The sequence below is a fragment of the Photorhabdus stackebrandtii genome (assembly GCF_011189495.1).
In the GTDB taxonomy this organism is placed as follows: Bacteria; Pseudomonadota; Gammaproteobacteria; order Enterobacterales; family Enterobacteriaceae; genus Photorhabdus; species Photorhabdus khanii.
Genome location: NZ_PUJV01000003.1, coordinates 221643 through 233303, shown reverse-complemented (window position 1 = coordinate 233303; position 11661 = coordinate 221643). Strand labels below are relative to the sequence as shown.

Annotated in this window: 12 protein-coding genes; 4 read left to right on the top strand and 8 right to left on the bottom strand. The window is 44.0% G+C overall.

From position 1 onward, the window contains the following. Nucleotides 1–8 precede the first annotated feature (8 nt). The 5 genes from C5470_RS04205 to C5470_RS04185 all read right to left on the bottom strand — a co-directional run bounded on the left by C5470_RS04205 (nt 9) and on the right by C5470_RS04185 (nt 3947). Nucleotides 9–695 carry an urease accessory protein UreF gene (locus tag C5470_RS04205; RefSeq protein ID WP_166286214.1) on the bottom strand — a complete coding sequence of 229 codons (687 nt, stop codon included), beginning with the start codon at nt 693–695 and terminating at the stop codon, nt 9–11. Continuing rightward, on the bottom strand, nt 692–1288 hold the full coding sequence (locus tag C5470_RS04200) for an urease accessory protein UreE (RefSeq protein ID WP_036847382.1): 597 nt from the start codon (nt 1286–1288) through the stop codon (nt 692–694). The genes C5470_RS04205 and C5470_RS04200 overlap by 4 nt, the downstream gene beginning before the upstream one ends. Before the next feature lie 75 nt (nt 1289–1363). Then, complete coding sequence (locus C5470_RS04195) at nt 1364–3079, bottom strand: urease subunit alpha (RefSeq protein WP_166286210.1); 1716 nt, start codon at nt 3077–3079, stop codon at nt 1364–1366. Between the two features lie 84 nt (nt 3080–3163). Continuing rightward, nucleotides 3164–3553 carry an urease subunit beta gene (locus C5470_RS04190; protein WP_036847387.1) on the bottom strand — a complete coding sequence of 130 codons (390 nt, stop codon included), beginning with the start codon at nt 3551–3553 and terminating at the stop codon, nt 3164–3166. Between the two features lie 91 nt (nt 3554–3644). Next, nucleotides 3645–3947: an urease subunit gamma gene (locus C5470_RS04185; protein WP_011146425.1), complete on the bottom strand. Its 303-nt coding sequence runs from the start codon at nt 3945–3947 to the stop codon at nt 3645–3647. A 362-nt stretch (nt 3948–4309) separates the two neighbouring features. On the opposite strand from C5470_RS04185, the gene C5470_RS04180 reads away from it, so the two are divergent. The 3 genes from C5470_RS04180 to C5470_RS04170 all read left to right on the top strand — a co-directional run bounded on the left by C5470_RS04180 (nt 4310) and on the right by C5470_RS04170 (nt 6822). Then, entirely contained in the window at nt 4310–5323 is a 1014-nt protein-coding gene (locus C5470_RS04180) for a HoxN/HupN/NixA family nickel/cobalt transporter (RefSeq protein WP_166286208.1), read from the top strand. 157 nt (nt 5324–5480) lie between these two features. Then, complete coding sequence (locus tag C5470_RS04175) at nt 5481–6164, top strand: antitoxin Xre/MbcA/ParS toxin-binding domain-containing protein (RefSeq protein WP_152962130.1); 684 nt, start codon at nt 5481–5483, stop codon at nt 6162–6164. Beyond that, a complete protein-coding gene (locus tag C5470_RS04170) occupies nt 6157–6822 on the top strand; it encodes an RES family NAD+ phosphorylase (RefSeq protein ID WP_166286206.1) in 666 nt (221 codons plus the stop codon). Before C5470_RS04175 ends, C5470_RS04170 begins: the two co-directional genes overlap by 8 nt. Before the next feature lie 185 nt (nt 6823–7007). Here the strand turns inward: C5470_RS04170 and pntB are convergent, their stop codons facing one another. Continuing rightward, nucleotides 7008–8396: a Re/Si-specific NAD(P)(+) transhydrogenase subunit beta gene (gene pntB, locus C5470_RS04165; RefSeq protein ID WP_166286204.1), complete on the bottom strand. Its 1389-nt coding sequence runs from the start codon at nt 8394–8396 to the stop codon at nt 7008–7010. A gap of 10 nt (nt 8397–8406) precedes the next feature. Next, nucleotides 8407–9936 carry a Re/Si-specific NAD(P)(+) transhydrogenase subunit alpha gene (pntA, locus tag C5470_RS04160; protein WP_166286202.1) on the bottom strand — a complete coding sequence of 510 codons (1530 nt, stop codon included), beginning with the start codon at nt 9934–9936 and terminating at the stop codon, nt 8407–8409. 403 nt (nt 9937–10339) lie between these two features. Between pntA and ydgH the strand changes: the two genes are divergently transcribed. Next, nucleotides 10340–11293: a DUF1471 family protein YdgH gene (gene ydgH, locus C5470_RS04155; RefSeq protein WP_166286200.1), complete on the top strand. Its 954-nt coding sequence runs from the start codon at nt 10340–10342 to the stop codon at nt 11291–11293. Between the two features lie 79 nt (nt 11294–11372). Here ydgH and stlE read toward each other — a convergent pair whose 3' ends face one another. Continuing rightward, nucleotides 11373–11615, bottom strand: a complete 243-nt coding sequence (gene stlE, locus C5470_RS04150) for a stilbene biosynthesis acyl carrier protein StlE (protein WP_166286198.1) — start codon at nt 11613–11615, stop codon at nt 11373–11375. Nucleotides 11616–11661 lie beyond the last annotated feature (46 nt).

The window sequence follows — 11661 nt, the reverse complement described above, 5'->3', positions numbered from 1 at the left end:
CGTAGTTGTTAATTACTAAACAACCGGGTAAACGCACCGACGTGCAGTGCAGCCAATACATCGGTCACGGGTGCATAAGATGCCATCTGCTCAATTCCGCCCTTTTCCGCCTCATCACAAAATAGCTCAATATCCTGATTCAGTGAGAACAAGATACGCTGAATTTCAATATGGGTGATGCGCATCAGACGTATGGCTGCACTGAGTATTGTCATTGCGACACCATATTGATGCATAACAATGACTTCACGCGGAGCAGCACCTAATGCACTCATGACAACTGCCAGGGTAATCGGATAAGTCCCTGCGGCAATATCACTCTTTATTTGAGTCAGCCACCATGCAATCAACGATTCACCAGTTACCTCAACCGCCATTTCCGCTAACTTTTTCCCCATCCGCGTCACCATAGTGCGACTTTCTTCATTTAATTTGCGGTTAAATACTGCCCAATCATGGGAGATGGCGGCGTCACGCTGCCCATTATTCAGTGCCTGACAAGCAGCAATCACCGCCCGGCCATCACCGCTAACCGCCTGTAACAACGCCGTCCGGGTAAAATCGCTTAATGTTGCCACGTCATACACGATTTTACTCTGAATGGCTGATTCCAGGCCGTTTGAGAAAGAAAACGCGCCAACAGGCAACACGGAATCAGCAAATTGCATGATTCTGATTAAGCGGAGTGCATTCATTTTAATTTGATCACATGCTGATTCAGAAACGTGTTATCGACATGGACATGTGTTGCGGAATCCTCTGCACCACCAAATAATAAGCGTGCCTCGGAATTGTTAAGGTAAGGCAAGATCTCTTCGCCTTTGATAAAGGAATAAGGCAGCGCATGAAAACCATGCGTTTTCATTACCGAATCCATCACTTTAGTTGATACTGTCAGCGGAATATAAATCTGATTATTTTTAATCACTGACTTCCAATGCTGGTTACCTAAAGCATGACCAAGTTCGAAACTGGTTTTCATCACTGTCTCTGCATCCAACGACAGTAATGACTTCAAATGAATAACCATCACATCACGCAGGCTCATCTGGACAATAACGGCCAGCCCTTTAGTTTCATCCCACAACAAAATATCACCGTCCGACAATACCTGATTGCGGTCAAGAGAAATCCCCAAATCCAACCCGTTAAGCGTGGATTTGCGGCAACGGCTTTTTTGCGCTTCCCATTGCGAAAGCACTAAAATATCCGGCGAGATGCCTTGCAAGCGATCTCGCCAGAAAGCATCTTTTTTGGCATTACCAAGAATCTGTTCAATAACAATCATAAGATAATCCTCTGAATGCATGGATCGGTTAATCCGGTCAGAAAAATATTCTCTGACCGGGCAGCAAAAAATAGGTCAACTAAAGAAATAACGCTGATTAAGTGCTACTGTCCTGACGGGTTTTACCGTGGCATATTCACCATTCACCTTGACGGCAAAGGTTTCGGCATCCACTTCAATGGTTGGCGTTTCAGCATTACGCACCATATCTTTCTTGGAGATAGCCCGGCAGTTGCGCACCGCCATAACCTGGCGTTCCAAACCAAGCCTCTCTTTTACCTCTTGTTCCATCGCGGCTTGGGAGACAAAAGTCACACAGGTTTCCTGAAGGGTTTTGCCCAACGCGCCAAACATCGGACGATAAAATGTCGGCTGTGGTGTCGGCAATGAGGCATTCGGATCACCCATCACCGCCCAGTTAATCATACCGCCTTTGATGACCAGTTTAGGTTTTGCACCAAAGAAACGGGGTTCCCACAATACAAGATCGGCCATTTTTCCTACTTCAACTGAACCCAGAACGTGGCTTATCCCCTGTGCAATTGCCGGGTTAATTGTAATTTTGGCGACATAACGTAAGACACGGAAATTATCGTTATGTACCGCATCTTCCGGCAACTTGCCTCGCGCTGCTTTCATGGCATGAGCTGTTTGCATCACCCGCAGCCAGTTTTCGCCTACCCGCCCCATAGCCTGGGAGTCACTGGAAAACATTGATAGCACTCCCATATCGTGCAAAACATTTTCCGCGGCAATGGTCTCCGGGCGTACACGGCTTTCCGAAAATGCAACATCAGCCGGTACTTTGGGATTAAGGTTATGGCAAACCATAATCATATCAAACAGTTCCGCTTGGCTATTAATACCATAAGGCAGTGTGGGGTTAGTTGAACTGGGTAACACATTCATTTGGCTGGCAACTTTGATGATATCCGGCGCATGTCCGCCACCAGCCCCTTCGGTATGAAAAGTATGAATGGTACGGCCTTCGAAAGCGTCAATGGTGTCTTCAACATAACCACCTTCATTCAAACTGTCGGTATGAACGGCTACCTGAATATCCATTTCATCCGCTACACGTAAGGCATGACGCAATGCAGAATGGGTTGCTCCCCAGTCTTCATGCACTTTCAGCCCGGCCACACCCGCTTTGATTTGTTCTACCAGCGGCATAGCCACCGCAGCATGGCCTTTCCCTAAAATACCGACGTTAACCGGTAAGCCTTCAAAAGCACGTAACATACGATGGATATGCCAAGGACCAGCGGTAACCGTTGTGCCGTTAGTTCCGTCAGTGGGACCAACACCACCACCAAAGAAAGTCGTCACACCATTGGACAAAGCGTGTTCAGCCTGTTGGGGAGAGATAAAATGAATATGGGTATCAATGCCGGCAGCCGTGAGGATCAGATGCTCACCAGATATCGCATCAGTACTGACACCAACCACCATGTCAGATGTAACGCCATTCATCATACTGGGGTTACCGCTTTTACCTATCCCAACAATGCGCCCCTCTTTTATGCCGACATCAGCTTTAATGACGCCTTGGCGTGCATCCAAAATCGTGACGTTGGTGATCACCAAATCCAATACATTTTCACTGGTCATACGGTTATCGGCACCCATGCCATCGCGCAGCGATTTACCTCCGCCATAGACCGATTCATCACCATAACCGCGCAGATCTTTCTCAATTTCAATAAACAGATTGGTATCAGCCAGGCGAATCTTATCACCGATAGTCGGACCAAAAAGACCGACATATTCCTGCCGGGAAATGGTTGGCATAGTTTATTCCTTTGTTCGAATAGTTTTCCGACGTTCGTTAACTTTACCTTGAATTTATTTGATGGTTTTATAACCCTAGTTTTATTACCCGGCGTGCAGCCATGTCTTTTCTACATATTCCTCAGTGGCAACCGGGATTTTACCCGCCCAACCATCGACTAAGTTATTAAATCCATAAACGTTTTGTTTCCCACCCACAGGGATTAATGACACCTCAATTTCATCACCGGGTTCAAAACGGATTGCGGTTGTTGACGTGATATTGAGTCGTTTGCCAAACGCAGCCGCACGATCAAATTGCAGGGCTTTGTTCACCTCAAAAAAATGAAAATGAGATCCCACCTGGATAGGACGATCACCTGAATTGCGAACCCTTAATTGAATAGCCGGACAATCTTCATTAAAGGATATAGGGCCTTCAGCAAGAATATATCCCCCCAACGGAGTAATATCTTCTTTATTATTTTCTTTCATCGGAAAATCTCCACGTCAATACGTGAACCAAGACCTAAATTAATATTTTATCCAGATAACTTTTCCTGTTATTCATAATTTTTTTCAGCAATTATTGGATGGGATCATGCACAGTCACTAAACGACTGCCATCCGTAAATATGGCTTCAACCTGCACATGTGGAATGAGATCAGCTACACCATCCATTACATCTTCTTTAGTCAGAACGTGCCTTGAATCATCCATGACTTCTTCCAGCGTTTTCCCCTCTCTGGCCCCTTCCAGAGCCGCCGCGGTAATAATAGCAACAGCTTCAGGGTAATTGAGTTTTAAGCCGCGGGACTTACGCTTTAATGCGACATCCGCCAGTGTATATACCATGAGTTTCTCAATTTCCCTTGGCGTTAATTGCATAACCCCCCCTAATAATTGGTTATTCCATACGGTCACACTGTCATGTTAAGAAGATATAACTTAATTCGCTTTTTCCAACAGACTTTATTCAAAATCTGCTTTTTTACCAATTTAAATATTGGAAAATATATCCTTTGGTAAAAAGGTTTTGACACCAGAATTATTATATGTCAATTAAGTTACTCCTCTTACAACAGGTTAGTCCTCTTACCTTTTATTTAAGTTTATCCAAGTTAATATTACAAGTTAATTAGTATTATGATTTAGCAAAAAACCGTACATTATTGCGTACAGAGGATACTTACCGTTTTTGTTTTTCAGAAATCATCCGCAAACAAGTTTAACATTGACAGGTTTCTTATATGAATAAAAAACACGCACTTTCGCTTCTTGTTGTTCTGATTGCCGCCAACTTACTTGCCTGGATTTGGGCATTTATCGCTTTCCGCCATCATGCAATCATGATGGGGGCGGCTCTGCTGGCATACGGTTATGGGCTACGCCATGCGGTCGATGCCGATCATATCGCAGCAATTGATAACGTCACCCGCAAACTGATGCAACAGGGTAAATCACCTATTGCCGTCGGCGCTTTCTTTTCTCTGGGACACTCTACCATTGTCATTTTGGCCTGCCTCGCTATTGTCCTGACTTCAATGGCTTTTAAAGATCAAATGGGCTGGGTTCATGACTATGGCGGCATTATTGGCACTCTCGTTTCTGCCTGCTTTCTGTTGGCAATAGCGCTGATTAATTTGCTGATACTGAAAAGCGTTTATCAGAAGTTTCAGGAGATCAAACGTGGAAAAGAGTTGGCGAACAGTGAGTTAACCGTGCTGGAAACAACACCGGGTGGAGTTATGACCCGCCTGTTTCACTCGGTCTTCCGGCTGGTCAGCAAAAGCTGGCATATGTATCTGGTCGGTTTCCTGTTTGGACTGGGTTTCGACACCGCAACCGAAGTTGGGCTGTTGAGTATATCTGCCGCCGGCTCTCTTAGTGGACTGCCTTTATGGTCGCTGATGGTATTCCCGGCGCTATTTGCCAGCGGCATGGCGCTAATCGATTCACTGGATAATTTTGTGATGGTAGGTGCCTATGGCTGGGCTTTTTCCCAACCAACACGCAAACTCTACTACAACATGACCATTACTGCGGCTTCTGTTGCCGTGGCGCTGTTCATTGGTGGGCTGGAAGCGCTCGGCCTTATCGCTGAGCAGTGGGATTTGCATGGTACTTTCTGGAGCACCATCGGGGCATTAAACGACAATATGGGCAATGTTGGTTTTTGGGTTGTCGGGATTTTTATTCTGTTCTGGACATTATCAGTGATAAATTATCGCTGGCAGGGATACCACACATTGGAAATTAAGTAGTAAAAACAGTCTGTTTAGATAAAACGAAAATCTGATTAGTCAGGTTTATGATTACTAACGAACCATCTATCTTTGCACTTATCATAAATACGCTATATCATCCATATAACGAATATACGCAAGATACGAGTTCAAGCAGATACAATACGGAGGCCGTATGATTACTAAATCACAAGACAAATCGAAGAATGTCAGCTTTAGCTTTCTTTCGATGGATACCATTGAGTTATCAAACAACAATAATGATATCGACAAACATATCAATTTGTCTGAGATTCCTTCTGATGAGGCAGATCAATATGTTGTCGTGAAATTGCCAAGAGCAATTGATTATTATGATGTTAAGCTAGCAATAGCGAGTGCAGTAACTGCTGTCACTACATTCAATAAGTACAAACAGCTGTCTTTTGTGACCAAACCGTCAGAAATTGAATTTGCTTCCCGCAATGAAGCACGTCTTGAAAAATTAAAAAATCAGATTCTTACTGATTCAAATTGGCTGACTGCCAGTGAACTCAGCAAATTAGCCGGGTCTAAATCGATGAATTCCAGCGCTGCGGCAAATCGGTTGAAAAAGTCAAAAAAAATATTTGCATTGCCAATTAATGGCAAAGACCTATTCCCACTGTATGCTCTAGACGAAGGTGGCCAACCATTACCCGTGATAAAAAAAATCATTGAGCTGTTTGGGAGCAAAAAGACGCCTTGGTCAATGGCCATTTGGTTCGGTACACCAAATGGCTGGCTTGGTAATAAAAAGCCAAAAGACCTTTTATTAACCCAACTTGATGATGTTTATATGGCAGCCAGAGAAGAAGTTGAAGGACCGCGTCATGGCTGATGATAAAAAAAGACTTCAAGAAAATATACCGCTTCCTCCAGAAAATACAGTAGCTAAAACCAAAAAATGGAAAGCGGGTACACCTATTGAACGTATTCATAGAACTAAATTCAAAGGGGCTGAATTTAATCCTGGTGTTGGCAATGCTCGCTTTAGCCCGTTCAAAAATAATGGAGTTTTTGTCCCAACAATCTATGGTGGTGAAAATATAGGAGTAGCTATTATGGAGACGATTTTACACGATATTCCATTAAACTGCTCCGGTATACCGGTTGATCTAGGTAAACTGGATTATTTAGCACACAGCCAAATCACTCCGCAAAAAGATATCAAGTATATGGATATCAATCCACGAATACTGAAGAAATGGGGAATTATTCAGGGCCAACTAATAGAATCAGAAGCATCGGATTATCATATTACTCAAAGATGGGCAGCCAAAATTTATCATGACAATCCTGATGCTCAAGCAATTCAATGGCCCTCTAAGCAGCACGGCGGCAAGGCAATAATAATTTTTGGAGATCGAGTAGAAGAAAGAGATTTGCGTGTGTCTATTGAATCTGAACCAGCCGCTACTTCTAAAAAGGTTAACGAAAAACTTAAAGAACTTGCAGATGAAATGGAATTAGTTCTAGTACCCCAAAATATTATATAAACACCCAATGATGGAACATGAGCTAATTATCCCTTTTGGTGGCACAAGCTATGTATTCAGTGGAAATCTGGCACTAGGCGAGAGTGTTTACAAGATTAAAAACTACCAACTTATTCTGTCTCTCAATCAAGATATGATTGAGAGACAGCAAATCCATCAGATCCGTAAGTTATAGCGATAAAAAATCACAGTGCACGAAGGATTGCTTCGACACTCGCTTTCGCATCACCAAACAACATCTGGCTATTGTCTTTAAAGAACAGCGGGTTTTGTACACCAGCGTAACCTGTGTTCATGGAGCGTTTAAACACAATAACACTCTGTGATTTCCACACTTCCAGTACTGGCATACCGGCAATTGGGCTGTTTGGATCTTCCTGTGCAGCCGGGTTAACGGTGTCGTTGGCACCGATGACCAGTACAGTGTCTGTATCAGAGAAATCATCATTGATTTCATCCATTTCCAGAACAACGTCATAAGGAACCTTGGCTTCCGCCAACAGCACGTTCATATGCCCAGGCAGACGCCCCGCAACCGGATGGATACCAAAGCGAACCTTAATCCCCTTTTCACGCAGTTTGGCAGTAATGTCATGTACTGGATACTGCGCCTGTGCAACCGCCATACCGTATCCCGGTGTGATGATGACAGACGTTGAGTTTTTCAGCAGTTCAGCAACCTCTTCCGCTGTGGTTTCGCGATATTCGCCCATATCCTGATCATCACCGGTCGAGGAACCATCCGTCCCAAATCCGCCTGCAATCACACTGATAAAAGAACGGTTCATTGCCTTACACATGATGTAAGACAGAATAGCCCCCGAAGAACCGACCAGCGCTCCCGTGACAATCAACAAGTCATTACTCAGCATGAATCCAGCGGCCGCGGCAGCCCAACCCGAATAGGAGTTCAGCATCGAAACCACCACCGGCATATCCGCGCCACCGATAGAAGCAACTAAATGCCAGCCAAACACCAATGCGATTGCCGTCATGATCAACAGGGTGGAGATTTGCAGGCCCGTACTTTCCGTTTTTACAAAAGTAATTAACAGGACAAAGGAGATAACCAGCGCTGCAAGGTTTAATTTATGCCGATTCGGCAACATCAGCGGTTTGGAAGAAATCTTTCCGCATAATTTACCAAATGCCACAACAGAACCGGTGAAAGTGACCGCACCGATGAAAACACCCAGGAATACTTCTGTCAGATGGATATTCTCCATCACAGGTTCCGCGAAACTATCGTGAGCAATAAAGCTGTTAAAACCAACCAGCACCGCAGCCAAACCGACGAAACTGTGCAATATGGCGACCAATTCCGGCATTTCCGTCATTTCAACTTTGTTTGCCAGACGAATACCAATAACCGCACCGATCACCATCGCCAGAATAACCCAGACAACATTTCCGGTATCAGGCCCGAAGATAGTCGCAATCAATGCAATTGCCATTCCGGTGATACCCAAAATATTCCCGCGTTTGGCGCTTTCGTGACGAGATAAACCCGCAAGGCTGAAAATAAATAAGATGGCAGCAACAATATATGCCGCTATAACGACTCCACTCGACATCAATTACCCCTTAGTCCTTACGAAACATTTTCAGCATACGTTGAGTGACAGTAAAGCCACCGAAGATATTAATGCTGGCAATTAAGATAGCGATAAATGAGAAGAAACTTACCCATCCACCATCACCAATTTGTAATAACGCCCCAACAACGATAATCCCCGAAATAGCGTTAGTTACCGACATAAGCGGTGTATGTAAAGCATGGCTGACGTTCCAGACCACGTAGTAACCCACCACACAAGCCAATGCAAAAACAGTAAAGTGAGATAAAAACTCTTTTGGGGCAACATTGGCTAACCCGCCGAACAAAATAACAGCCAGTGCCAACAAGCCATATTTCAACCAAAATGAAGCAGGTTTAGTCTCTGGCTTTTCTGTTTTGACTGGTGCCAGTTTTGTTGTCTGTTGAGCAGAAACTTGAATTGGCGGCGCCGGCCAGGTCACTTCCCCCTCTTTGACAACGGTCACACCACGAATAACAACATCATTAAAATCAATATTGATTTCGCCATTTTTCTCTTTGCACAATAGCTTGAGCAGATTAACCAAATTAGTCCCGTACAGTTGTGAAGATTGTGTTGGTAAACGGCTTGGTAAATCGGTGTAACCGATAATCTTCACGCCATTTTCTGTCACAACTAATTTGTCTGCTTGCGTTAATTCACAGTTCCCTCCCGTCTGAGCCGCCAGGTCAACAATCACACTGCCCGGTTTCATTGATTCAACCATCTCTTTGGTGATAAGACGCGGTGCTGGTTTCCCCGGAATAAGTGCCGTTGTCACAATAATGTCAACTTCTTTCGCCTGTGCTGCAAAAAGCGCCATCTCAGCCTTAATAAAGGCTTCAGACATGACTTTTGCATATCCGTCACCACTACCGGCCTCTTCTTCAAAATCCAGTTCGAGAAACTCCGCCCCCATGCTCTGAACCTGCTCTTTAACCTCAGGCCGGGTATCAAACGCACGGACAATAGCCCCCAAACTGCCCGCTGCACCAACAGCAGCCAGACCAGCAACACCGGCGCCAATAATCATCACCTTGGCTGGTGGAACCTTACCTGCGGCTGTAATCTGACCAGTAAAGAAACGACCAAATTCATGAGCGGCTTCCACTATCGCCCGGTAACCTGCGATATTCGCCATAGAGCTCAGTGCATCCAACGACTGTGCACGGGAAATACGCGGTACTGAATCCATCGCCAACACAGTGACTTTACGGTCTGATAATTTCTGCATTAACTCAGGGTGTTGTGCCGGCCAGACAAAACTAACCAACGTACTCCCTTCCTTCATTAACGCAATCTCGTCATCCTCAGGAGCATTCACCTTGAGAATGATATCTGAACCCCAAATATCATTACGATCGGTCATTTCAGCTCCGACCTGTTGGTAAGCACTATCCCCAAAGCTGGCTAAATGCCCTGCTCCATTCTCAACAACGACATCGAATCCCAATTTCAACAGTTGTTCCACAGTACTCGGCGTGGCTGCAACACGTGCTTCATTGGCAAGTCGTTCTCTCGGTACACCAATACGCATAATGTTCCCTTCCTAAAGCTTAAGATTAATGATGATTATTACTTGCTGAGGTCAGTTTAGCGATTCAATTAACTTTATTACTGCTATCAGCAAAATCTATCAACGAATATTTTGATAACCGACCGAAAATATTATTGGTGATCCATCACTAATGAGTAAGAAAAATAGCTAAGTAATATTACTGGTGTGAATCGCACTTTTCAGTGCCAGTCACTATGATATTGATAAAAACGTGTTGATGAAAACTTATGGCGCCATTTCTATGAACTTGTATTCATTCATACTGATAGCATAAATTCGTGGGACATTAGCTATTATTACATGTAATAATTGTCGGCTATGTGATACACAACGATGTTCAGCAAGTTATAAGTAATTAATGCGCAAGGCGGAAGGATTTTTTATGAGGCTGAAAACAACGATCATCGCAGTCGCGGTGTTCTCATTAACTGGTATTACCGCTGCTCAGGCAGCTCAAGAATTATCCCCGGAGAAAGCAGCAGAACTGAAACCATTTAAACGTATTATGGTTACAGGTCCTTTTAATGCTATTTATGAAGCTGCCGATGCCGTTTCCCGTCGGGCAGATAAAATGGGCGCAGATGGATTTTATATCCAAAGCCTTGATGATCTGAATAATAGTGGCAATCTGCGCGTTGTAGCTGATCTGTATCACAAAGATGCAGAGAAAGTTGACAATTCAACTAAATATCGTATGTTTCGCGGTATTAAAGAATTACCCAAAACAGAAGCTGTCACGCTGGAACCATTCGATACGGTAACTATCAGTGGTTTTTACACCAATGAGCCAGATTTGAATGAGGCCATCGCAAAAGCAGCCAAGAAAAAAGGTGCAGCTTCTTTCTTTATTGTCCGTCAAGTTTCAACCAACGATGGCGGTAATCAAACTGTTACCGCTTATGTTTACAAAGATGATGCGACAAAACGTCAAATTCAGGCTAACGAAGCAGTAATCCCGGCTGATTCAGACTCAGGACGCGCTGCATTAGCTGCGGGTGGTACAGCCGCTAAGAAAGTAGAAATCCCTGGTTTAGCTTCTTCAACTTCAACCAGTAGTTCCATTGGCCGCTTCTTTGAAACCCAATATTCTAAAGGTGAGCGTTACACTGTCACTCTTCCTGATGGTACGAAAATCCAGGAATTAAATAAAATCAGTGCTGCCCAGATGGTACCTTTTGATTCCATCACCTTTTCAGGTTACTACAACAGCATGCCTGATGTTGCTTATGAAGTCGCTAAACGCGCAGCGGCTAAAGGCGCTAAGTACTACCATATCACCCGTGAATGGCAATCCAGTGGTGGTTCCTCAACTATCAGTGCAGACCTGTTCAAATAATCTGTTTAATTTAGTAAAAAGGCACATATGAGATAACCATATGTGCCTTTTTACTGTAAGGATAATAAAATGCTTTAAATCAGCTAACGGATTCTAACTTCAAACGGATACAATCAATGGCATTTTGTACCGTCACCATTTTCTCCGCTTCTGTATCGTCAATAGTTATCTCGAAACGTTCTTCCAGAGCCATAATTAACTCGACACTATCTAACGAATCAGCACCCAATTCCTCGAATGTCTGTGTGGTAAGAATCTCGGCTTCAGGTATTCCAAGTTGTTCTGCAACAACATTTTTAACATGATTCTCTAAATTTTCCATGCTATTATCTTCCTAATGTACCCATACTCGGGGAAACTCACCGTTT

Coding starts and splice junctions, on each gene's coding strand:
- C5470_RS04205 (WP_166286214.1), bottom strand. CDS start 695: ATGAATGCACTCCGCTTAATCAGAATCATGCAATTTGCTGATTCCGTG.
- C5470_RS04200 (WP_036847382.1), bottom strand. CDS start 1,288: ATGATTGTTATTGAACAGATTCTTGGTAATGCCAAAAAAGATGCTTTC.
- C5470_RS04195 (WP_166286210.1), bottom strand. CDS start 3,079: ATGCCAACCATTTCCCGGCAGGAATATGTCGGTCTTTTTGGTCCGACT.
- C5470_RS04190 (WP_036847387.1), bottom strand. CDS start 3,553: ATGAAAGAAAATAATAAAGAAGATATTACTCCGTTGGGGGGATATATT.
- C5470_RS04185 (WP_011146425.1), bottom strand. CDS start 3,947: ATGCAATTAACGCCAAGGGAAATTGAGAAACTCATGGTATATACACTG.
- C5470_RS04180 (WP_166286208.1), top strand. CDS start 4,310: ATGAATAAAAAACACGCACTTTCGCTTCTTGTTGTTCTGATTGCCGCC.
- C5470_RS04175 (WP_152962130.1), top strand. CDS start 5,481: ATGATTACTAAATCACAAGACAAATCGAAGAATGTCAGCTTTAGCTTT.
- C5470_RS04170 (WP_166286206.1), top strand. CDS start 6,157: ATGGCTGATGATAAAAAAAGACTTCAAGAAAATATACCGCTTCCTCCA.
- pntB (WP_166286204.1), bottom strand. CDS start 8,396: ATGTCGAGTGGAGTCGTTATAGCGGCATATATTGTTGCTGCCATCTTA.
- pntA (WP_166286202.1), bottom strand. CDS start 9,936: ATGCGTATTGGTGTACCGAGAGAACGACTTGCCAATGAAGCACGTGTT.
- ydgH (WP_166286200.1), top strand. CDS start 10,340: ATGAGGCTGAAAACAACGATCATCGCAGTCGCGGTGTTCTCATTAACT.
- stlE (WP_166286198.1), bottom strand. CDS start 11,615: ATGGAAAATTTAGAGAATCATGTTAAAAATGTTGTTGCAGAACAACTT.